General features: G+C 68.1%; 17 protein-coding genes. 7 read left to right on the forward strand and 10 right to left on the reverse strand.

All coding sequences use genetic code 11. The annotated features are described in order from the left end of the window. Entirely contained in the window at positions 1 to 366 is a 366-nt protein-coding gene (locus tag DB31_RS17555) for a response regulator (protein ID WP_044188980.1), read from the reverse strand. After that, the gene (locus DB31_RS17560) at positions 363 to 1,988 is read right to left on the reverse strand and encodes a sensor histidine kinase (RefSeq protein ID WP_044188982.1); all 1,626 of its coding nucleotides are present in this window, start codon (positions 1,986 to 1,988) and stop codon (positions 363 to 365) included. Before DB31_RS17560 ends, DB31_RS17555 begins: the two co-directional genes overlap by 4 nt. Positions 1,989 to 2,320: 332 nt before the next feature. Between DB31_RS17560 and DB31_RS17565 the strand changes: the two genes are divergently transcribed. Genes DB31_RS17565 through DB31_RS17580 form a run of 4 tightly spaced genes read left to right on the forward strand, consistent with a single transcriptional unit; the run spans position 2,321 to position 7,291 of the window. Further along, positions 2,321 to 3,001, forward strand: a complete 681-nt coding sequence (locus DB31_RS17565) for a cobalamin B12-binding domain-containing protein (protein WP_420806707.1) — start codon at positions 2,321 to 2,323, stop codon at positions 2,999 to 3,001. 9 nt (positions 3,002 to 3,010) lie between these two features. Then, positions 3,011 to 3,721: a hypothetical protein gene (locus DB31_RS17570; RefSeq protein ID WP_044188984.1), complete on the forward strand. Its 711-nt coding sequence runs from the start codon at positions 3,011 to 3,013 to the stop codon at positions 3,719 to 3,721. Further along, a complete protein-coding gene (locus DB31_RS17575; protein ID WP_044188986.1) occupies positions 3,718 to 5,766 on the forward strand; it encodes a hybrid sensor histidine kinase/response regulator in 2,049 nt (682 codons plus the stop codon). The genes DB31_RS17570 and DB31_RS17575 overlap by 4 nt, the downstream gene beginning before the upstream one ends. Continuing rightward, positions 5,759 to 7,291 carry a response regulator gene (locus tag DB31_RS17580; protein ID WP_044188988.1) on the forward strand — a complete coding sequence of 511 codons (1,533 nt, stop codon included), beginning with the start codon at positions 5,759 to 5,761 and terminating at the stop codon, positions 7,289 to 7,291. Before DB31_RS17575 ends, DB31_RS17580 begins: the two co-directional genes overlap by 8 nt. 12 nt (positions 7,292 to 7,303) lie before the next feature. Here the strand turns inward: DB31_RS17580 and DB31_RS17585 are convergent, their stop codons facing one another. After that, entirely contained in the window at positions 7,304 to 7,666 is a 363-nt protein-coding gene (locus DB31_RS17585; RefSeq protein WP_044188990.1) for a helix-turn-helix transcriptional regulator, read from the reverse strand. Positions 7,667 to 8,063: 397 nt separating this feature from the next. On the opposite strand from DB31_RS17585, the gene DB31_RS17590 reads away from it, so the two are divergent. Further along, positions 8,064 to 9,725, forward strand: coding sequence for a methyl-accepting chemotaxis protein (locus tag DB31_RS17590; RefSeq protein WP_240486744.1), 1,662 nt, complete (start codon positions 8,064 to 8,066; stop codon positions 9,723 to 9,725). A 6-nt stretch (positions 9,726 to 9,731) separates the two neighbouring features. Here the strand turns inward: DB31_RS17590 and DB31_RS17595 are convergent, their stop codons facing one another. From DB31_RS17595 to DB31_RS17615, 5 genes are all read right to left on the reverse strand, one after another. After that, entirely contained in the window at positions 9,732 to 11,249 is a 1,518-nt protein-coding gene (locus DB31_RS17595) for an acyl-CoA synthetase (protein ID WP_044189995.1), read from the reverse strand. A gap of 12 nt (positions 11,250 to 11,261) precedes the next feature. Beyond that, the gene (locus DB31_RS17600; RefSeq protein WP_044189999.1) at positions 11,262 to 12,800 is read right to left on the reverse strand and encodes a class I adenylate-forming enzyme family protein; all 1,539 of its coding nucleotides are present in this window, start codon (positions 12,798 to 12,800) and stop codon (positions 11,262 to 11,264) included. Positions 12,801 to 12,874: 74 nt separating this feature from the next. Further along, a complete protein-coding gene (locus DB31_RS17605; protein WP_044188992.1) occupies positions 12,875 to 14,212 on the reverse strand; it encodes an MFS transporter in 1,338 nt (445 codons plus the stop codon). A gap of 54 nt (positions 14,213 to 14,266) precedes the next feature. Next, positions 14,267 to 15,703: a hypothetical protein gene (locus DB31_RS17610; RefSeq protein WP_044188994.1), complete on the reverse strand. Its 1,437-nt coding sequence runs from the start codon at positions 15,701 to 15,703 to the stop codon at positions 14,267 to 14,269. A 94-nt stretch (positions 15,704 to 15,797) separates the two neighbouring features. Then, the gene (locus DB31_RS17615; RefSeq protein WP_157232029.1) at positions 15,798 to 17,219 is read right to left on the reverse strand and encodes an esterase/lipase family protein; all 1,422 of its coding nucleotides are present in this window, start codon (positions 17,217 to 17,219) and stop codon (positions 15,798 to 15,800) included. Between the two features lie 219 nt (positions 17,220 to 17,438). Here DB31_RS17615 and DB31_RS17620 point away from each other — a divergent pair, with 219 nt between their 5' ends. After that, positions 17,439 to 18,020: a tetratricopeptide repeat protein gene (locus tag DB31_RS17620; protein WP_044189001.1), complete on the forward strand. Its 582-nt coding sequence runs from the start codon at positions 17,439 to 17,441 to the stop codon at positions 18,018 to 18,020. Here the strand turns inward: DB31_RS17620 and DB31_RS17625 are convergent. After that, positions 18,009 to 19,268, reverse strand: a complete 1,260-nt coding sequence (locus tag DB31_RS17625; RefSeq protein WP_044189003.1) for an MFS transporter — start codon at positions 19,266 to 19,268, stop codon at positions 18,009 to 18,011. The two genes, DB31_RS17620 and DB31_RS17625, sit on opposite strands and share 12 nt — an antisense overlap. Before the next feature lie 61 nt (positions 19,269 to 19,329). After that, positions 19,330 to 20,367: a synaptic vesicle VAT-1 family membrane protein gene (locus tag DB31_RS17630; protein ID WP_044189006.1), complete on the reverse strand. Its 1,038-nt coding sequence runs from the start codon at positions 20,365 to 20,367 to the stop codon at positions 19,330 to 19,332. Positions 20,368 to 20,564: 197 nt separating this feature from the next. Here DB31_RS17630 and DB31_RS17635 point away from each other — a divergent pair, with 197 nt between their 5' ends. Beyond that, on the forward strand, positions 20,565 to 21,587 hold the full coding sequence (locus DB31_RS17635) for a lipase family protein (RefSeq protein WP_044189012.1): 1,023 nt from the start codon (positions 20,565 to 20,567) through the stop codon (positions 21,585 to 21,587). Positions 21,588 to 21,644: the final 57 nt, after the last annotated feature.

Raw genomic sequence — 21,644 nt, forward strand, 5'->3', positions numbered from 1 at the left:
TCACGGCAGCGCGTGCTGCTGGACCACCTCCAGCAACACATCGAGGTCCACGGGCTTGCGCACCCACCCCCGCGCCCCCAGCTCCTGGAGGTTGGGCCGGGCGCTCGCGGAGAAGACGACCACGGGGATCTGCCCGAACTTCGGGTGGCCTCGCACCTCGGCCAGGAAGCCCGCGCCGTCCAGCACCGGCATCATCATGTCCAGCAGCACCATCCCGGGCAGCGGGTCGCTCTTGCCCAGCACGTCGAGCGCGTTCCGGCCGTTGCTCGCCGTGAGGACCTGATAGCCCGCGTCACGCAGCACGTCCGAGATGGCCTCCCGCAGGTCCGCATCGTCATCCACCACCAGCAGCGGTCGAGCCGTCATGGGTGCACCTCCGCCGTGTCCAGTGGCAACTCCAGGGTGAAGGTAGCACCTCCGCCGGCTCTCGCCTGCGCCCAGACGCGTCCGCCGTGGGCCTCCGCCGCGCGCCGAGCCAGGTACAGCCCCAGCCCCAGCCCTCCATAGGAGCGGGAGGACACCGCGCGCTCGAAGCGCTCGAAGATGCGCTCCAGCTGGTCCGGAGGAATGCCGATGCCCCGGTCCCGCACCTCCACGCGCGCCAGAGCGCCCTCTCGTGTCACCACCACCTGCACAGGGTGCCCCGAGCCGAACTTGAGGGCGTTGTTCATCAGGCTCGACACCGCCTGGTCCACGCGCAGCCGGTCCCACCGGCCCCACAGGGCCGGCGTGGCCTCGAGCCGCACCTCGCACCGGGCGCCCTGGGCCTCTGCGGCGTGCCGCTCCACGACTTCGGCCACCAGCTCCGCCAAGTCAAAGCGCTCCGGCTGGAGCATCATCTCCCCGCTGGCCAGCCGCGTGACGTCCAGCAGCCCCTCCACCAGCGTGGCCAGGCGGCGGGTCTGGCGCTGGCACCGCTCCAGGCGCTCGGTGAAGTCCGGAGCGATGCCCTCCTTCTCCGCGCGCTGGGTGAGTGCGCCCAGCTGCAGCCGCAGCGTGGTGAGCGGCGTGCGCAGCTCGTGGGCCGCCACCGTGAGGAAGTCGTCCCGCAGGTGCACCGCCTCCTGCATCTCCCGGAAGAGGCGCGCGTTCTCCAGCACCAGGGAGGTGCGGCGGGCCAGCTCCTGGGCCAGGCCGAGGTCCTCCTGCACGAGCCTCCGGGGGTGGTTCGTCGCCAGCATGAGGACGCCCGCTGCCCCCTGGCGGCCGCACAGGGGCACGTGGAGCACGGAGCGCAGGCCCAGCCCGCGCAGCCTCCGCAGGTGCTCCTCATTGCGGGCCAGCTGCTCCTCCTTGCCAGACACGTCGGGGAGGAACTCGGGCTGGCCGGTGCGCAGCACGAAAGTCGGCCCCGTGGGAGCATCCGGCCGCAGGGGGGCGCGCCGGTCCATGGCGAACGCCTCCGCCACCTGCGCGGGATCTGGATGGGCCAGCGCGGCCAGCCGCAGCCCCTGCCCCTCCTCCAGGAAGATGGCGCACCAGTCCGCCACCACGGGCACGGGCAGCTGGGCCAGCCGCTCCAGCCACTGCTCGAAATCCAGGGGAGCGGTGAGCACCTCTCCCACGCGAGCCAGGAGCGACCGCTCCAGCTCGGCCCGGGTCTTCGCCCGGCGCGCCTCGGCCTCGCCCACCTCCCGAGTGACGGCCGCGGCCAGGCGGGTGATTCGATCCTTGGGGAAATAGTCCCGGGCTCCGGCGCGCATCAGCTCCACGCCATCCGCCTCGCCCACGGTGCCCGAGACGACGATGAAGGGGATGTCCTTGCCCGTCTCCTGGAGCAGCCGCAGCGCCTCCGGAGCGCTGAAGAGCGGCAGCTGGTAATCGGAGATGACGGCGTCCCACTCGTTCTGCCGCAGGGCCTGCTCCATCTCCTCCGCCGTCTCCACCCGGTGCAGCTCGGCCGAGAACCCCGCGCGCCTCAGCTCGAGCCCCATGAGCTCCATATCCTCCGGGTCATCCTCCACCACCATCACCCGGACCGGCTTCATACGAGGCCCCCCTCGGGCTGCGGACTGCTGAGGCCTGGCCAGTATTTCATGCTGGGACCCACGCGGTGGCTCCTCTGCACGTGGCCGTGGGGGAAACAGTCTGTCCTTTCTTCAACACACCACCGGTCATTTCTACAGTCCGTCTCCCCCTCGCCCTACCTCGCAACGCGTTACTCCCTGAGGCCCCAACAATCGCCGCGAGCTCATCCTCGCTCCGGGTGCTTTCAGCCCCCCAAGCAGGCAAGCACTCCCCTCGTGGCTCGCATGGCGAGAGTCGATTCATGAATGAAAAGCGGCCAGGAAACCTTAAATAGGGGAACCGTCACCCCTGCGTGCTGCCCTTGCTCAACTCTCTCTCCCCCACCTTGGACGAGCTGTCGGTTCTCTTGCAGCGCTACCTTGCCGCTCAGCTCGCGGGGGATCGCCGGGAGGCCCTGCGCCTGCTGGTGGACGAGGGCCTGCTGCGAGGCATCCCGCTGCAGGACATCCACCTGAAGATCATCCAGCCCGCGCAGTACGAGATTGGACGGCTCTGGCAAGAGAACCGCATCTCCGTCGCGCAGGAGCACCTGGCCACCGCCATCTCCCAGCTGGCGCTCTCGCATCTGTACCGCCACCTGCCGAGGGATCCATCCAACGGCAAGGTCGTCATGGTGGCGTGCGTGGAGGGCGAGATGCACGAGGTGGGCGCTCGCATGGCCAGCGACTTCCTGGAGATGGCGGGCTTCGACGTGCGCTTCCTGGGCGCCAACGTGCCCACGGGCCACCTGGCCCGCATGGTGCGGGAGCAGACGCCGGATCTGCTCGCGCTGTCGGTGAGCATGACGTATCACCTCCCCGCCCTGCGCACGGCGCTGGATCAGGTGCGAGCCCTCGCGCCCCGTCTCCCCATCGCCGTGGGCGGACTGGCCTTCACCTGGGTTCCGGGCCTGGAACAGGAGCTGGGCGTGTCCTTCCATGGGAAGGATGCGCGCGAGCTGGTTGCCTCCGCCTGCCGGACCCTCGGAGTCTGAAAAGCCCCCATGGAGACACTCCCCCGCCAGCTGGAGGCGCGCGCTGACCGCCTTGCCGCAGCCTCCGTCGAATGGATGTACCAGGACCCTTTCTGGGAGGCGCGCTACGGCGCCGAGCGGGCCCGCCGCTTCGGGGGTGAGGACGCGCATTTCCACGTGCGCTACCTCATGCAGGCGCTGGCGGAGGAGCGCCCCTCGGTGATGGAGGGTTACGCGGTATGGCTGCGCAAGCTGCTCGTGTCCCGCGGCATGTGCACCCTGCACCTGGACCAGAACTTCGCCGGACTCCAGGCGGCGCTGGCTGTCGAGGGCTTTGGCCCGGGCTCGCCCGCGCAGGCCTATGTGCAGGCGGCTCGCGATGTGCTGCGCTACCCGTCCGGCGCCGCGCGCACCCTGCAGGACAAGGCCTCGGAGCTGGCCCGCGCCACTGCCCACCTGCTGCACCCGGAAGTGCCCGCGCCCCTCCTTCCCCGGCTGGAAGAGGAGCTGCTGCTCCACCTCTCGTACCTGGCGGACGCCCTCGGCACGGGGCAACCGGAGGTCTTCGCCAAGCACGTGGAGTGGTATCAGGGCTTCTGGCCGCTGCGTGAGTTTGGCGAGCTGTCCTTCTTCCGGGCCCTGAAGGCCCTGGAGGCAGCCCTGGAGATGGGCCTCACGAATCAGGACGAAGTCAAAGCGGTGCTCTCCGCCGCCAGCATTCCGAAGGAGAAGCACCCATGACGACGGCACCGCTGGCCTCCCCGCAGCTCAACGCCTTGAGCCGGGAGGTGGCGCTCGTGTGTGACTCCGCTGGCACCATCCTCTGGGCGGACGAGCGGGCAGAGCACATCCTCTCGGCACAGCCCGGCCAGAAGCTGCGCACCCTGGCGGCCCAGGGCACCGAGGAGAAGGTGGACCGGCTGCTGCTGCAAGCCCGGGATGAGCGCGTGGAGAACTGGGAGCTCATCCTCTGCCGCGCGGGCCTCAAGCCCACCACGTTCGCCTTCTACGCCCAGCCACGGGACGGGCAGCTGATGCTGGTGGGCAGCCTGGTCCCGGAGGACTACGGCGCGGCGCTGGCGCAGGTGAGCTCCACCCTGAGCGAGCTGGCCGCGCTGCACCGCGAGACGGAGCGCCAGCAGCGCGAGCTCACCCGCCGCGCGGACGAGCTGCAGCGCCTCAACCGGGAGCTGGAGGAGTCCAACCGCGGCGTGCGCAGCCTCCACGCCGCCCTGGACGAGAAGGCGGAGAACCTCCAGCGCGCCTCCGAGGTGAAGAGCCGCGTGGTGGCCAACGTCAGCCACGAGTTCCGCACCCCGCTCCACTCCATCCTCGGCCTCTCCAAGGTGCTGCTCAACCCGCTCAACGGCCAGCTCTCCTCCGAGCAGGAGAAGCAGGTGCAATTCATCCGCACCTCGGCCGAGGCCCTCTACGAGCTGGTGAATGACTTGTTGGATCTGTCCAAGGTGGAGGCTGGCAAGGCGGTGCTGCGCCACACCCGCTTCGAGGCGGACGAGTTCATGCGCGGGCTGCGCGGGATGATGCGGCCGCTGCTGGCCCCCGAGTCGCCGGTGGAGCTCGTCTTCCCAGACTCGCCCTCGGGGCTGAAGCTGGAGACAGACGAGGCCAAGCTCAGCCAGGTGCTGCGCAACCTCATCTCCAACGCGGTGAAGTTCACCGAGCAGGGCTCCGTCACCGTCTCCGTGACGGAGGGCCCGCGCGACACCGTCTCCTTCGCCGTGAAGGACACCGGCATCGGCATCCCCCCGGAGTACCACGAGCGCATCTTCGAGGAGTTCATCCAGGTGGAGACACCCCTGCAGCGCAAGGTGAAGGGCACGGGCCTGGGGCTGACGCTGGCGCGCCGCCTCACGGAGATGCTGGGCGGCACGCTCACCGTGCAGAGCGCCATGGGGCAGGGCGCCACCTTCACCGTCACCATTCCCCGGGTGCACCCGGAAGTGAAGGAGATGGCGGGGCTCACCGAGCGCGCCCAGCAGTTGGATCCGCAGCGCGCGCCCGTGCTGGTGCTGGAGGACGACCGGCAGACGCTCTTCCTCTACGAGAAGTACCTGGAGCGCTCCGGCTTCCAGGTGCTCCCGGTCCGCTCCGTGGACGAGGCGCGCCGCACCGTGCAGCGCGTGCGCCCGGCCGCCATGGTGCTGGACGTGATGCTCGAGGGCGAGACGAGCTGGAGCTTCCTGGCGGAGATGAAGATGAAGGAGGAGACGCGGGACATCCCCATCCTCGTCGTCACCGTGACAGACCGCGAGCAGAAGGCGCGCGCCCTGGGCGCCGACGAGTTCTGGCTCAAGCCGGTGGAGGCCACGCAGCTGCTGCGCAAGCTGGGAGAGCTGGCCCACCGGGGCCCCGTGGAGCGCATCCTCATCATCGACGACGACGAGGTGCACCGCTACCTGCTGAAGCAGCTCCTCAAGGACACCCCCTACGCCCTCTTCGAGGCCGAGGGCGGCCGCGATGGCATCCGCCTGGCCCGCGAGAAGGCCCCGCATCTCATCTTCCTGGACTTCCTCCTCCGGGACATGACGGCCTTTGACGTGCTGGACGAGCTGAAGGCGGACCCGCGCACGCGCGACGTGCCCGTCATCATCCAGACGTCCCATGAGCTGAAAGAGGACGAGCGCACGCGGCTGGCCCGCGAGACGACGGCCATCCTCGCCAAGCACACGCTGAGCCGCGAGGTGGCCATCACCCGCATCCGCGACGCGCTCTCCAAAGCGGGGCTGGGCGCTCGTGTGGAAGAGCGGGAGGTGCGCCGTGGTTGAGCTTCGCGTGGCCACCATCCTCAACGTCAACGACACCGACGCCAGCCGCTACCTGGTGACGCGCATCCTGGAGATGGCGGGCCACCGGGTGATCGAGGCCGCCACGGGGGGCGAGGCGCTGCGCCTGGCCCAGGAGCTGCGGCCGGACCTCGTGGTGCTGGACGTGCAGCTGCCGGACCTCAACGGCTACGAGGTGGCCGCGCGCCTGCGCGCCAGCCCGGAGACGGCCTCCATCGCCGTCATGCACACCTCGGCCACCTTCATCACCGCGGACAAGCGGGTGCTGGGCCTGGACAGCGGCGCGGACGCCTACCTCACCCAGCCCTTCGAGCCCGCCGAGCTCATCGCCACGGTGAAGAGCCTGCTGCGCCTGCGCCACGCCGAGCAGGAGATGCGCCTGCGCGCCGACCAGCTCGCCGAGGCGGACCGGCGCAAGGACGAGTTCCTCGCCATGCTCGCCCACGAGCTGCGCAACCCCCTGGCCGCCATCATGACGGCCATCGGCATCCTCGAGCGCAAGTCCTCGGATGACGCGAAGGAGGTGCGCATGCGCTCCATCATCCACCGGCAGACGCACCACCTGGCGCGGCTGGTGGATGACCTGCTGGACGTCAGCCGCATCACCCGCGGCAAGGTGCAGCTGCGCCGCGAGCGGATGGACTTGCGCACGGTGCTGCAGCAGGTGTTCACCCTCATCCGCCCGGTGTCCGAGGGCCGCGAGCTGCGGCTGGAGACGTCGCTGCCCGACTTCCCCCTGTGGCTGCAGGCGGACGCCACCCGGTTGGAGCAGGTGTTCATGAACCTGCTCGACAACGCCACCAAGTACACGGACGCGGGAGGGGCGGTCTCCGTCCAGGCTTCCCAGGAGGGCGTGGATGGCAGCGCCCGGGCGGTGGTGCGCATCCAGGACACGGGCATTGGCATCCCCGCCAACAAGCTGCCGGCCATCTTCGAGCTGTTCTCCCAGGTGGACGAGTCCCTGGAGCGCACCCGTGGGGGCCTGGGCATCGGGCTGACGCTGGTGCGCAACCTGGTGGAGCTGCACGGCGGCACCATCTCCGCCAGCAGCCCGGGCGTGGGCCGCGGCAGCGAGTTCGTGGTGAAGCTCCCCCTGACGGTGGCCCCCCCCGCGCTGGCAAGCACCACCATCGCCTCGGACGAGAGCAAGCGCCACCGCCGCATCCTGCTGGTGGAGGACAACTCGGACGCGCGTCAGGCGCTCAAGGACCTGCTGGAGCTCTGGGGCCACCAGGTGGAGGTGGCGCAGGACGGCATGAACGGCGTGGCGCGGGCGCTGGAGGCGCGGCCAGACCTGGCGCTGGTAGACATCGGCCTGCCGGGGCTGGATGGCTACCGCGTGGCGCAGGAGCTCCGGGCGCGTGTGGGCCAGGCCATCCGGCTCGTCGCCATTACGGGCTACGGCGGGCCCGAGGACCGCCACCGCGCGCTCCAGGCGGGCTTCGACCACCACTTGGTCAAGCCGGTGAAGCCGGACGAGCTGGACCGGCTGTTGACGGATTTGTAGGCCCCAGGGCTCTCAGCGCCGCAGCAGCGCCTTGGCCACCAGCCCGAGCAACTTGACGTAAGACGGGTCCAGCTGCCGCAGGTTGCGCAGCAGCCGGCGAATCTCCGGACGCTCAGAGGGCAGCGAGGGAGCCTCCGAGGTCCGCGGGCTGGGGGTGTGGTGCGACAGGCCCAGCAGCTCGTCCGCAGACACGTTCAGCTCATGGCACAACCGGAGCAGGGTCTGGACGCTGGGGAGCATCCCGCCGCGCTCGAGACGGCCGTACACCTCGGTCGCCACTTCGATGCGCTCTGCCACATCAGCTTGCGTGAGCTCCAGGCGCATCCGGGCGGCACGCGCCGCGGCGCCGATTGTCGATGCGAGTTTTTTGTCCATGCTTCCTTGCCCGACCCTAAAGGTACGGTTGACGGCCTAAGACGTATGGAGGCAGACGGACAGAACTTGCCGGGTAGATCTGCGCGTCTTCACCTGGCAGGTCGCGAATCTCGACAGGATGCCGCACTGCGGCGTCAGCGCCCCACTCAAGACCCCCCAGGTCGTCCCCAGGACCCCCGAGGCGTGTCCGCTCACTTTGGAAACACGGTCTTCCAGCCCAGAGAGGTCCCCCTGCGGAATCTGACCTGGGAGGTCCCTAGCGCCATGCATGGAAAAGCCGGTTCACCGGGGAACTTACGGGGCCAAATTGGATCAATTCCGCGTGAAATACCCATGGAAAGAGGGCAGCCGAGCCCCCACTTGGGGCCAGAGTGCCCTAGGCTGGGGGTTGATGGTGTTGGCACTCAGGCGTCGCAGTCTGCTCACGAAGCTGTACATCGCCATGGGGGTGGTGGCGCTGCCGCTGCTCCTGTTGCAACCGCTGTACATCCTCCCGGCGATCCGGGCCCAGCACAACGATGACCGGGAGCGGGCCCTGCGCCAGGTGGTGGAGCTCGCCTACGGCGTGCTGGAGGCGAACGAGGCGCGCGTGCGTGCCGGCGAGCTGACGACGGAGCAGGCCCAGACCGAGGCGTCACGGCTGCTGCAGCAGCTCCGCTACGGCGACTCGGAGTACTTCTGGGTGAATGATCTCTCCACCCGGCTGGTGATGCACCCGCACCTGCCGGACATGCTGGGCCAGGACCAGTCGGGGTACCGCGACTCGCAGAACAAGGCGGTCTTCGTGGACATCGTCAAGCTGGTGCAGGAGCAGGGAGCGGGCTTCATCTCCTATATGGCAACGCGGCCGGGAGAGACGACGCCGCTGCCCAAGGAGTCCTACGTGAAGCTCTTCGCTCCGTGGGGCTGGGTGGTGGGCACGGGCGTGTACGTGGAGGACCTGGACAAGGAGGTGGCTGAGCTCCAGCAGCGGCTGCTCCTGGCGGTGGGGGCGGCGATGCTGCTGGCGCTGCTGGTGGGAATGGCCTTCTCCCGTGCGGTGGTGCGGCCCGTGCGCGAGCTGGCCAGCGCGGCGCACCGCGTGGAGCAGGGAGACCTGAACGCCACGGTGCCGGTGCACTCCGAGGACGAGCTGGGCCAGCTGGGACATGCCTTCAACACCATGGTGCAGGGCGTCCGGGAGATGGTGAAGGGCCTGGCGGACGTGGCGGTCTCCACGGTGGCGGATGCGGACCGCATCCGGCGCTTCGCGGACAACCTCTCCAAGGCCACCCGTGAGCAGTCGGACCAGCTCCTCCAGCTCGCGGAATCCGTGCAGCAGATGAGCCGGGGCCTCTCCCAAGACGCCGAGCAGGCTCTGACCGCGGCGGATGCGGCCGCGGGGAATGGGCGCATGGCGGAGGAAGGAGGCGTGGCGGTGCAGGCCGCCTCGCGGAAGATCTCCGAGATTGTCGGCGTGGTGCAGAAGTCCGAGGAGCGGGTGGTTCGGCTGCAGGCCTCCGGTACGGTGGTGGCGCAGATGCTCCAGCTCATCCAAGACGTCTCCAACGAGACGAGCGTGCTGGCGGTCAACACGGCCATCGAGGCGGCCCGCGCGGGCGAGCACGGCAAGGGCTTCGGCGTGGTGGCCAACGAAGTGCGCAAGCTGGCGGACCGCTCTCGCGAGGCGGTGGGACATATCGAAGTCCTGCTGAAGAAGAACCAGGAGGACATCTCCATCGCCGCGGGGCTGATGCAGGACGGGACCTCGAAGGTGGAGGAGGGCATGCAGCTGTCCTCCACCGCGGGCGAGGCGCTGGCCCGCATCGTCACAGGGACCCGGGAGATTCACACCCGTGTGGGTCAGCTGGCCGTGGACAGCGCGCGCCAGTCCAACGCGGGTGAGCGGATCGCCGACCGCATCCAGTCCATCTCGAACCACTCCCTGGACGCAGTCACGGGCGTGGAGCAGATCGCCCAGTCCGTGGTGGACCTGCACCGGCAGGCGCAGCAGCTCTGGGCACTCGCGGCGCGCTTCTCCGCCACGCCAGCGCGGCAACAGGAGGAGACGCCGCTGTAAGCCGCCTCAGGGAGCGCCGTGCTGGGCCGCCAGCTCGCGCCGGTCCACCTTGCCCGCGGCGGTGCGTGGCAAGGCGTCCACGAAGCCCACGGACTTGGGCGTCTTGTAGCGGGCCAGGCGGTCCTTGCAGTACGCCAGCAGCGCCTCGGCGGTGGGCGCGGTCCCCGGACGCCGGACAACGAGCGCTCGAGGCACCTCGCCCCACTTCGGGTCCGGCACGCCGATGACAGCCACCTCGGCCACGTCCGGGTGCCCGGCGATGACGCTCTCCACCTCGGACGGGTAGATGTTCTCCCCGCCGGAGATGATGAGGTCCTTCACGCGGCCGACGATGCGGTAGCAGCCCTCCGCGTCTCGCTCCGCGAGATCGCCGGTATGGAGCCACCCGCCCGCCAGGGCCTTGGCGGTCTCCTCGGGCCGCCGCCAGTAACCCGCGCACACGTGCGGCCCGCGCAGGAGCAGCTCGCCCACGTCGCCGCCGCCCTCCAGTCGGGCCTCGACATGGAAGAGCGGCACGCCCACGGCACCCGGCTTGCGCCGCACCTCACCGGACGGGAGCCAGAAGTTGTTGGGCCCGGCTTCGGTGAGCCCATAGCCCGTCTTGAACTCCACGCCGCGCGCGAAGAAGCGCTCGAAGACAGGCGTGGGGCAAGGCGCTCCGCCGCTGATGAGGAGCTTGAGCCGAGAGAAGTCCACCGAGTCGAAGCGCGGGTGGCGCTGCATCTCGATGAACATGGTGGGCACGCCGAAGACGACGGTCACCGTGCCTCGCTGCACGAGGTCGAACACCTGCTCCACCTCGAAGCCCCGGCACACCACGGAGCCGCCGCCCACGTACACCAGTGGCAGGGTGAAGACGTTGAGACCTCCGGTGTGGAAGAGCGGCGCATTGAGCAGCGCCACATCGTCCGCGGTGAGGCCCCAGCTCACCACGGTGTTGGCCGCGTTGGCGGTGATGGAGCCGTGGGTCAGGATGGCGGCCTTGGGCAACCCGGTGCTGCCGCCCGTGTAGCAGAGCACCCACGGGTCGCTCGCCTGCAGCTCGACGGGAGGCAGCGGCGTGTCCGGCAGGGCCTCCCGCGCGGAGAAGAGCACATCGCCCTCGGGCCGCTTCGGAGAGTCCACCAGCGGAACCACGTGGCGCACGCTGCGAGCGTGAGGCCGGACCGCCTCCACCTGCGACTGGAAGTCAGGGCCGTAGACGAGGACCCCGGGCTCCGCGTCCGCGAAGAGCCCCTTCAGCTCCTCGACGCTGAGGCGCCAGTTGAGCGGCTGGAGGATGGCGCCCAGCTTCGCGCAGGCAAAGATGAGGTCCAAGTACTCCACACAGTTCATCGCGAGCACCGCGATGCGGTCCCCCCGCCTCACGCCCAGCGTGTCGTGCAGCAGGCGGGCCGTGCGGTTGGCGGCCGCGTTCCACTCGCGGTAGGTGATGCGGCGGCCGTCGCGGAGGGCATCGATGAGCGCGACGCGGTCGGGCGAGAGCAGGGCCCTGCGCTCCAGCCAGTCATGGACGATGGGCATCATGGCAGAGGCTCAGATCTTCTCTCCACGGGACTTCCAGTACTCGTCACGCATGACGCGCTTGAGCGTCTTGCCCGCGGTGTTTCGAGGAAACTCGTCGCGGATGACCACCTCGCGCACCTGCTGGTAGCGGGCCTCGACGCGGGAGTTGACCCACTGCCGCAGCTCCTCGGCCGTGACCGCGCCGGGCTGGCGCAGGAGCACGGTGGCCAGCGGCGTCTCACCCCACTTCTCGTCGGGGACGCCGAACACCGCCGCCTCTTTCACCGCCGGGTGCTGGACGATGATCTCCTCGATGTCGCGCGGGTACACGTTCACCCCGCCGGAGATGATGAGATCCTTCATGCGGTCGACGAGGTAGAGGAAGCCGTCCTCGTCCGCGTAGCCCATGTCGCCGGTGTGCAGCCACCCATCCACGATGGCCTGGGCGGTAAGGTCCGGGCGCTTGTAGTAGCCGGGCATGAGCATGGGGCCACGGCCGACGATCTCGCCCACCTCGCCGGGCGGCAGATCCTTCCCGTTCTCGCCCACGATGCGCATCTCGAAGAAGGCGGGCGGCGCGCCCACCGAGGTGGGCTTGCGCGCGTACTGCTCCTTGTCGAGCACGGTCATGAAGCCCTCGGTCAGACCGTACAGCTCGGTGAAGACGCCGGGCACTCGGCGGGTGAGCGCCTCGCGGTGCTCCTTGTGAAAGGGAGCGCCCACGGTGCCCAGCATCTGCAGGGCGGGCAGGTTCTGCGCCGTGAAGCCGGGCAGGCCCATCATGGCGATGATCTGCGAGGGCACCATGTACGTGTGCGTCACCCGCTCCTGCTGGAACGCGCGCAGCGCCAGTTCGGGATCGAAGTGGTCCAGCAGGACGTAGGTGGCGCCCAGGTACATCCAGGGCATGAGGGTGAGGAAGGAGCCGTTGAAGACGATGGAGCCCGCGTGCATCACCACGCTCTCGGGAGTCATGCGCCACTCCGAGGCGAAAATGGTGCAGTAGGCGGCTCTGATGGCGTGGGTGTGGACGATGCCCTTGGGCAAGCCGGTGGTGCCACTGCTGTAGATGATGTTGTACGGATCCTCACCGGAGAGCGGGATGTACGGGGGCTCGCGGTCGCTCGCGCCGGTGGTCAGCTCGCCGTACGAGCGGTAGCCCGGAACGCCCTGCGCATCCACCAGCACGTAGCGATCCGGCTTCATCGCGGGCAGCTCGGCACGGACAGGATCCAGGTGCTCGACAAAGGCCCGGTGGGTGAAGACCAGGTCCGTGTCCGAGTCATTGAGGAGCGAGGTGATGCCCCGCCCGCGCAGCAGGGGGCTCAAGGGCACCACCACCGCGCCGATGCGAGCGGCCGCCCAGTAGATGTCGAGCAGCTCCAGGGTATTGGGCAGCAGGGTGGCGATCTTGTCGCCCTTCTGGATACCGATGCCGAGCAGGGCATTGGCAAGCCGGTTCACCCGTTGGTGGAGCTGGCGCCAGGTGAGCCGTTGATCCTGGAAGACCACGGCGAGGTGGTCGGGACGGGTGCGGGCGTGCCGCGACAGCAGCGAGCCGATGTGCATGGGGGCCTTCACCTCGAAGCGGGGATGCGAACCTCAACCATTCTCATACGAGCGGGCTGCGGGATGTACATGCCTCAAGCCGCAGGCCGGTCCTGCGAAGCACCCACTCCGGCCTCGGGCGCCACCGCCGCGTCCTCCGTGAGCTTCTCGCGGAAGGTCTCCGCGGAGAAGTACACGGCGACGAGCGTGAGGGCCGCGAGCCCGATGAGGTAGCCCGACACGGGCCAAGACGCGTTGTACTTCTTGAGCAGACCGGTAGCGATGATGGGAGACAGGCCGCCGGCGAACACGGAAGCAATCTGGTACCCGAGCGACGCCCCGCTGTAGCGCACGCGGGTGCCGAACAGCTCGGAGAAGAAGCTGGCCTGGGGGCCGTACATGGCCGCGTGGGCAATCATGCCCAGCGAGATGGCCAGCCAGATGAGCCCCACCTCCTTGGTGTCGAGCAGCCAGAAGAAGGGGAACGCCATCAAGGCCGAGGCGAACGCACCCGCCAGATAGACCGGCCGGCGGCCGAAGCGGTCCGAAGCGGCGCCGAACGCGGGGATGGCCACCAGGTGAACGGCGCAGGCCACGAGCACGCCATTGAGGATGACGAGCCGGGGCAGCTGGAGCCGCTCGGTGCCGTAGGTGAGAACGAAGGTGGTGATGACGTAGAAGAAGCCGTTCTCCGCCATGCGGGCCCCCATGGCCAGGAAGACCTGCCGCGGGTACTTGCGCAGGGCCTCCAGCGCGGGGATGCCGGGCACGTGGGCCTCCTGCTTGCGCTTCTCGAAGACGGGAGACTCGGCCACGCTGAGCCGGATGAACACTCCGGTGCCGATGAGCAAAGCGCTGAGGAGGAACGGGACGCGCCAGCCCCACGAGAGGAAGGCTGCATCGTCCATGCGCGAGAAGAGCGCGAACACGAAGTTGGCCACCAGCATGCCCGCGGGAGCCCCCATCTGGGGCCAGCTCCCGTAGAAGCCGCGCCGGTTCGCGGGAGCGTGCTCCACGGCCATCAGCACCGCCCCACCCCACTCCCCGCCCAGACCAAAGCCCTGCAGGATCCGCAGAAAGACGAGCAGCGCGGGTGCCCAGACACCGATGGTCTCGTAGGTCGGCAGCAACCCCACGGCGAAGGTCGCAGCGCCCATGATCATGAGCGTGGCGCTCAGCATCGTCTTGCGGCCGAGCTTGTCCCCGTAGTGCCCGAAGACCACGCCACCCAGAGGCCGGGCGAGAAAGCCCACGGCATAGGTGGCGAACGCGGCCATGGTCCCCGTCAGCGGATCGAACGACGGGAAGAACAGCTTGTTGAACACCAGCGCGGCCGCTGTCCCGTAGAGGAAGAAGTCGTACCACTCGATGGCCGTGCCGATGAAGCTGGCGACGGCCACCTTGAGGATGGACGTATTCGAGTGCTGCGCCATGAGCTTCCCTCCGGGTGGAACAGCGTCCCTGCGTTACGTCCGCTTCGCTCCCCGCTACAGCACCAAGCGCAGGGTGGCGAAGTAGGATGCGTCAGTCTCGTGCTCGACGTTGGTCTGCTCTTTGTTGTAGCGCGCGTAGCGAGCACCGAGCGCCACCTGATCCGTCAGCCACCACGTGCCACCGATGTTGAGGTACGTCTGCACGGTGCGGGTAATGGGCTCGCTGGCGGGGGTTTCGCCAATGGGGGCCACGAAGTTGGGCGAGCGATCCGACACGCGGGCCAGCTCGAAGCCCACGCCTGAGCGGCCCTGCACGTTCACGTCCAGGCCCGCAGAGAAGGTGTTGGCGAGGAAGCGCGTGGACAGCAGCTGGTCGCCGAAGCCTGGAGTGCTGTTCGTCACGTCATTCTGTACCCGCGCGTAGTTGACGAACGGGGTGATGAGCAACGGCACGCCCAGGTTGGCCTTCAGCTTGAACAGCAGGTTGCCGCGCACGTTGTAGCCCTTGATGCGCGGGTCGGTGCGGGCGTTGGTCTGGTAGTTCACGTTGAACGACTGGACCATCGTCTTCGCCTCGAACAGCTCGTGCGTGTACGTGAGCGACGGGCTGAGCATCACGAAGTGCAGGTCGTCATCGGGCTGGCCGATGCGGAAGTTGCCCAGGGGCCGCTCCCAGAGGCGGCTGCCGCCACCGAAGGTGCCACCCACCTGGAAGGACGACGAGGTGCTCAGCGGGTTGGCGGCCGTGAGGTTGAAGCCCGCGCGCAGCCCGCGCCACTCGTAGCCCGCCTGGACGCCCTGGCCACGGTTGAAGCCGCTGTAGAGCAGCGGGTCGCGCGTGTACTTGTCCGCCAGCAGCACGTCCGCGATGTGGGTGGAGATGAAGTCCACGCTGGCGGGATCCAGGACGATGCCCGCGTCGACGGTGGCGTTCCAGCGCTGCAGGCGAACGTACTGGTCGCGGACACTGAGCGAGGCAGTACCCTCCCAGATGCCGGAGCCGTGCGCGCGAATGTTGCGCTCGAACTCGCTGCGGAAGGACACGTAGGGCCCCAGCTTGCCCTCGAAGCCGAAGCGCGTGAGCGCGATGGTCGTCGTGCGGCTCTCGCGGTTCTTGTTGAGCGTCTGGATGAGCTGCTCCACGTGCACGCCGCCCGCCACAACCAGGATGGGCTTGGCGTAGAACGTGTCGTCCCCCACCGCGAGGCGCGGGCGGGTGGCCGGCGGAGGAGGGGGCGTCAGCAGCTCCGACTTCCCGGCCTGCTGCGTACCCGTGGGGCTCTGCTCGGCGGGAGCGGCAGGAGCGGCCGTCTGGCCGGAGCCCTCGGGAGCGGCCTCCTTCGCCTGTGAGGCAGCGCGCTCGGTCTCAGCGCCCGTCGAAGCCGAGGAAGGTGCTGCCGGAGCCGCATCCGCAGGAGCCGCACCCGCTGCCTGCGCCCACGCGGAAGAAGTCCACAGAGCCACCACACACAACGCGAAGAGACGCTTCATGGAATCAAGCCTGCAGATGAGGGGAAGGAGGTCGAGCCGGGCCCTGGCTCCCTCGTGAGGCGAGAGCCGGGCCCTTCTCTGGGGAAAACGGGAGCTACTGCGCGAGGTACTGGATCGCCAGGCTCATACCCGCCTCGGAGCGCATGGAGCCGAAGTGGTTGGCGATGAAGCCCTTATTGAAGTAGCCGCTGGTGTCGTAGTCGTTGAGCGTCGTGAGCTTGTTCGTCACGCAGCCGTCCATGTCCATGCGCGAGGCCGCCTCGGAGACGTAGAAGTCCTGGTAGTTGGTCCCCTTCTCCTTATCCGTCATGGTGATGGTGTAGTACTTCACCACGTTACCCTCGCACTGGCCCGTCTTGCCGAAGGCGTAGTCGCCATCCGCGCACGGCGTGGCAAACAGATCGCGCGGCCCGTTCAGCGGCTTGTGGAAGTACGTCTGCACGTAGTTGGAGCGGCTGCCCATCTCGCACACGATGGTGCCCCGCATCGTCTTGTTGTTGCCGCACAGCGCGCTCGGCGGATCATACGTGGACACGCCGTGGTTGGCGCCCGAGCCCAGGATGACGTGGCTCACGTGCGGGAAGGGGTTGATGGCGTCCGCCTTGCCCTGGGCGTACTCCACGTACAGGCGGCGCAGCGCATCGCGCACCACCGTGACGCCCAGCGAGTGACCGACGAGGGCCACCTTGCGGTTCGGGTTGTTCTTCATCACCGCCTTGACCAGTCCCTGGAGGATCGGGGTGGACCAACCGTGGTCGATGTTGCCCGCGGTATTCTGCGTGGTGTTGTTGGCCGCCGGGTCGATGTTGGTGACGATGTCCGTGCGGAAGTCCACGGCGATGACGCGGTAGCGCGCCGCGATCAGCTTCTCCGCCAACTGCAGACGCTCGGTGGAGTCCGCGGTGAACTGCACGTTCTCAGTGGCCGTGGAGGGCGGGATGCCCGGCGGCAGGAGGAACTTCTCCCAGGTGTGCGGCCGCGTGGAGTTACCGTGCACCAGGATGACGATGGGCTTGGAGGTGTCCTCGTTCGGCTGGGTGTACTCCTTGGCCGCGCAGGGATAGCCGGGGATGTTGGCCTTGTCGCCGTCGATGAAGTTCTTGGCGGCGTTCGGCCCACCGAAGGCCGTAGCGCCCGTCCACTTGCCGTCGTTGTTGCCGTCCACGTACGGCGTGGTACCGGCCTTGTTGGCCTTGTCGTAGTAGAGGTTGTCGGTGAAGCAGCCCGGGTGGTTCGTCAGCGGGCGGTAGCGGCCGTCGTACTCCAGGTAATTCGCCTGGGTCTGGCCCGCCGTGGTGGTGATCTCCGCCATCTCCGGCGCGTCCGTGATGGGCCAGTTGGCGATGTCGATCCCGGCGGCCTGCACCTCGGCGATCTTCTGCTGGATGCGATCGCGACAGGCGACCACTTCCTCCGGAGTGGGGATGTCAGTTCCTCCCTGCTGGGACTCGCAGGCCCCCGCGAGCAATCCAAGGACCGCCACTGCGAAACGTCCACCCTTGCGAAGTGCCGCCATCCGTTGCTCCTTTGCTGTTGTCCGCCACCGGCCAAGTACCAAGAAGACTCACGCGGGAGCAAATAAAGTTGAAAGGTGATTCACCTTTGCAGTGCGTCATACGGGCGAAGTTGATTCCTGATTCAGCTTTGTCTCGCACTGCGTCATGAATCCCTTCGTTGAGCTGGCCCTCGGCGCCGTGAGTAAATCCGGTTTGTCTGGCCTCGAAGGGAAGGGTGCATGAAGCGCCACAAGCCGAAGCAGCACGTGTCCTTGACCGAGGTGGCCACGCTGCACAAGCGTGCCTCGCGGATGAAGCGGCAGGGCGAGGCGCATGAGTCGCTGGAGCTGCTGGACGAGGCGCTCGAGGCGTGCCCCGCGTACGTCCCCGCGCTGCTGTTGGCGGGCCGGCGGCTGCAGACGAGCGGCGCCCGTGAGCCCGCGGAGGCGCGCGCGGCGATGCACAAGGCGCGCAGGTACCTGCAACAGGCCGTGCTGGCGTCAGACCGCTCCGCCGCGTCGCTGGTGGAGCTGGGCTACTTCCTCTACGCGGTGGAGGGCTCGACGGAGGCGTCCGAGCGCTACCTGAACGCGGGCGTGGAGAAGGCCCTGAGCGTGCTGGAGGATGGCTGGAGCGGGCTCATCGACGTGCTGTATGCCCAGGGGCGGCTGGAGGAGGCGGCGAAGCTGGGACAGCGCGCGCAGCAGATGCTCCCCGGCTCGGTGCGCATCGCCACCGCGCTCACGCCCGTGCTGGCGGCGCTCTCCTCGCCCAAGCAGGAGCCCGAGCGGCCCCTGGGGCGCCGCAGATCATTCGAGTAGCGCCTGGGCCTTCGGATCCTTCGCGCCCGCCGCGCTCTCCTCGTAGTCCAGGTCGCGGTGGAACGTCTCATCCAGGCGCGTGAGCGCCACGAGGGCCAGTCCAAAGCAGAGGGCACCGAAGGTCATCGCCGCGCTCGCGACGGAGATGTGGTTCTTCAGCTCATTGAACCCGAAGACGACGAGGGCCGCCGAGCCTCGCACGAAGTTGGGCACGGTCGTCGCCACGGTGCCGCGGATGTTGGTGCCGAACTGCTCGGCCGCCATGGTGACGAGCACCGCCCAGTAGCCCACCGTGATTCCAATGCAGAAGCTCAGGACATAGATGAACGTGCTCGTGAGCCCCGGGACGAACCCGTACACCAGCACCAGGCAGAAGCCGACGATGAGGTTCGCGGCCACCGCCCGCTTGCGGCTCTTGAGCCACTGGCTGACCAGACCCGACAGCAAGTCTCCAATGGTCAGGCCGATCGAGCCGTAGAGGATGGCATTGCCGGCCGTCACCGTCCCCTGGACGTTCAGGCCCTTGGTCAGCTCGGGGGCAAACGTGAAGAGCACTCCGGTGGTGAAGTAGATGGGCACCCCCATCAGGATGCACCAGATGTACTTGGGGAGCCGTCCGCCCTGCAGCAGCAGCAGGGGATTGGCGCTGGAGGGGTGAGTCTTCTTGGCGAAGAGCTCGGACTCCGAGACCTTGAAGCGCGCGAACAGGAGCGCCAGCCCCATCACGCCACCGGTGAAATAGCCCGTCTTCCAGTGCAGGCGCTGGCCCACGAAGGACGCGGCGACGATGCCCAGCATGCCCAGCGTCGCCACCACCGTGGTGCCCAGGCCGCGCTTGTCCTTGGGCAGGGACTCCGCCACCAGCGTGATGGCCGCGCCCAGCTCGCCCGCCAGGCCCACGCCGCCCAGGAAGCGGCACGCCGCGTAGCTCGTCACATCCCACGCGAAGGCATTGGCGAGGTTGGAGAACGAGTACAGGAGGATGGAGCCGAACATCACCGACAGGCGGCCCTTCTTGTCGGCGATCACGCCCCAGATGAGGCCGCCGACCATCATCCCCACCATCTGGCAGTTGTAGATGAAGGCGCCCTTGTTGGTGATCTCCGCGTCGGAGAGCCCCAGCTCCCTGAGCGAGGAGACGCGCAGCACGCCAAACAGGGTGATGTCGAAGAGATCGACGAAGTAACCGAGGCCGGCAACGAGCACCGTCAGGGTCAGGACCGAGCGCAGATCACGCAGGAATTTCATGGGGCGTTTCGCGGGGACTTCAGCAGCGGGTTGATATCATCGGCCTGAGGGTTCGTCCTAATCAGGGCACCAGGACCAGCTTGCCCACGGTGGTGCCCGACTCGATGGCGCGGTGGGCCTCGGCCACCTGATCGAGCGGGAACCGCGTCACCGGCGGCGCGGTCAGCTTGCCCTCCTCCAACCAGGCAAGCAGGCGCTGCATGGCCTCGGAGAGGATGCCGCGCTGCTCGAACAGATAGGAGAGGTTGAAGGCGAGCACGCTGGTGTTGTCGTTGGTGAGCGTGAGCGGGTTGTAGCGGGGAGTGCGCAGCCAGTCCCAGGCGAGCTTCAGCCAGTTCGGCCGGCCGCCCTGGCGCGGCATCATCGAGTGGAAGCCATAGATGACGAGCTTCCCGGGCGAGGCCAGGTGCGCGTAGCTCTGCCGGAGGGTGGCGACACCGTTGGCATCGAGCACGACGTCATAGCCTCGGGGTGAGGCCGCCTCCGCCGCCTTCCACAGGTCCTCGCGGGACTTGTCGATGACGACGTCCGCACCCATGGCGCGCGCCGTCTCCACCTTGTGTGAGCTGCCGACGACGCCCACCACCCGGCACCCCGCGAGCCTCCCGAGCTGCACGAGCGCGCTTCCCACGCCACCGGCCGCCGAGTGCACGAGGATGTTCGCGCCCGGGTGTGGGTGCGCCAGCTCGAAGAGCGCGAAGTACGCGGTGAGGAACACGGCGGGGAACCCCGCGGCCTGCGCCGCATCGAGCCGCGACGGCAGCCGGAAGAGCTGATGCCGGGGCACCGCGACGTGGGTGGAGTAGCCACCGAACAACGTCACCCCGAACACCTTCTCGCCCTGCTGGAGATCCGAGACGCCCTCTCCCACCGCGGCGACGGTGCCCGCGAACTCGAAGCCCGGCGTGATGGGCCAGCCCACGAACTCCTGGGCGGAGGCATAGAGGCCCATGCGGATGACACAGTCCGCGTAGTTGACGCCAATCGCCTCGGTGGCGACCACCACCTCTCCGGCCTTCGGAATCGGAATGGCCAGCGGCTCGCGGGTGAGCCGCTCGTATCCCCCTGGCCGATGGATGACCACCTGACGTGCTGACATGCGGCGCGCATTATGGCTGATGACGCATTGCGAAACTGAATCAACCTTCACCTTTTCTCCATGACGCACTGCATAGGTGAATCACCCTTCAACTTGCGTCCATTTGCCTGACTGTGTTCGCGGGCGAAGCCCGTACACTGCGCGGTACGCCTGCTCACTGCGCGAGCAGGCGATCCCCCAATTCAAGGAGAACCAAGATGCGTCTGCGCTCTTCCCTGTCGCTGATGGGTGCGCTGTGCCTGGGCTCGTTGTCCGCTGGATGTGGTGAGGGCCTGGAGCCGGCCGAGGTTGTGACCGAGGCTCCCACGACGGAGCTGGCTACACAGGAGCAGGCAGCTTCGACGTCGGGCTTCACCTCGCACTTCCGCACGTGGCTGTCGGCCAATGGCTATGACTCGTACAACCTGGTGCGCGCGGATCTCGTGGGCGGCAGCTACGGCGGCAAGGCCAGCGGCACGGACACGGTGGTGAACCAGCCGGTCATCTTCATCCACGGCAACTCGGACAAGGCCATCGGCACGGGCACGGCGGGCCAGTCAGGCTGGAACGCCTCCATCGATTACTTCCTGGCCAACGGCTACAAGACGAGCGAGCTGTATGCGACGACGTGGGGCCCGGCGGACGCCTCGATGTCGGCGTACCAGTACCACTCGAAGACGTACGTGATGAAGGTCCGCAAGCTCATCGAGGCGGTGCTGGCGTACACGGGCGCGGCCAAGGTGGACATCATCTCGCACTCCATGGGCGTGACGCTGGCACGCAAGGCCATCCTCGGCGGCACCGCGACCGACTCGCTGGAGGGCGGCCAGTACAACATCGGCCCGTCGCTCACCGGGAAGGTGGACACGTTCGTCGGCATCGCGGGCGGCAACCGGGGCCTGGTGAGCTGCTACCAGACGGGAGGCTCCACGCCCACCTGCGGCGCCACCAACGGTCTGTATCCGGGCTATTGGAACGGCCTCGGCGTCTCGGGCCGCTCGGCGTACCTGGAGAACCTGATGTCCACCAGCAAGTACGAGGGCGCCTACCGCTACAGCATCTGGTCCACGGACGATGAGATCATCGGCTACAACAACGTCGTCTACTACGACTACACCTCGCGCATCCCCGGGCAGACGGGCGAGAAGGTGTACTCCGGTTATCCGTACGGCCACTTCGGCGTGAAGGATCAGACGGCGGCCGTGCAGTACAGCATGGTGAAGAGGAACGTCATTCCGTAACACGCTCCCGCGGAGGGGGTGCCACGATGGCTCCCCTTCCGCGAGGCACCCCCTGCG

This window comes from Hyalangium minutum (assembly GCF_000737315.1).
GTDB lineage: Bacteria > Myxococcota > Myxococcia > Myxococcales > Myxococcaceae > Hyalangium > Hyalangium minutum.

Coding starts and splice junctions, on each gene's coding strand:
- DB31_RS17575 (WP_044188986.1), top strand. CDS start 3,718: ATGACGACGGCACCGCTGGCCTCCCCGCAGCTCAACGCCTTGAGCCGG.
- DB31_RS17605 (WP_044188992.1), bottom strand. CDS start 14,212: ATGGCGCAGCACTCGAATACGTCCATCCTCAAGGTGGCCGTCGCCAGC.
- DB31_RS17555 (WP_044188980.1), bottom strand. CDS start 366: ATGACGGCTCGACCGCTGCTGGTGGTGGATGACGATGCGGACCTGCGG.
- DB31_RS17570 (WP_044188984.1), top strand. CDS start 3,011: ATGGAGACACTCCCCCGCCAGCTGGAGGCGCGCGCTGACCGCCTTGCC.
- DB31_RS17560 (WP_044188982.1), bottom strand. CDS start 1,988: ATGAAGCCGGTCCGGGTGATGGTGGTGGAGGATGACCCGGAGGATATG.
- DB31_RS17615 (WP_157232029.1), bottom strand. CDS start 17,219: ATGGCGGCACTTCGCAAGGGTGGACGTTTCGCAGTGGCGGTCCTTGGA.
- DB31_RS17625 (WP_044189003.1), bottom strand. CDS start 19,268: ATGAAATTCCTGCGTGATCTGCGCTCGGTCCTGACCCTGACGGTGCTC.
- DB31_RS17620 (WP_044189001.1), top strand. CDS start 17,439: ATGAAGCGCCACAAGCCGAAGCAGCACGTGTCCTTGACCGAGGTGGCC.
- DB31_RS17595 (WP_044189995.1), bottom strand. CDS start 11,249: ATGCCCATCGTCCATGACTGGCTGGAGCGCAGGGCCCTGCTCTCGCCC.
- DB31_RS17600 (WP_044189999.1), bottom strand. CDS start 12,800: ATGCACATCGGCTCGCTGCTGTCGCGGCACGCCCGCACCCGTCCCGAC.
- DB31_RS17635 (WP_044189012.1), top strand. CDS start 20,565: ATGCGTCTGCGCTCTTCCCTGTCGCTGATGGGTGCGCTGTGCCTGGGC.
- DB31_RS17585 (WP_044188990.1), bottom strand. CDS start 7,666: ATGGACAAAAAACTCGCATCGACAATCGGCGCCGCGGCGCGTGCCGCC.
- DB31_RS17630 (WP_044189006.1), bottom strand. CDS start 20,367: ATGTCAGCACGTCAGGTGGTCATCCATCGGCCAGGGGGATACGAGCGG.
- DB31_RS17610 (WP_044188994.1), bottom strand. CDS start 15,703: ATGAAGCGTCTCTTCGCGTTGTGTGTGGTGGCTCTGTGGACTTCTTCC.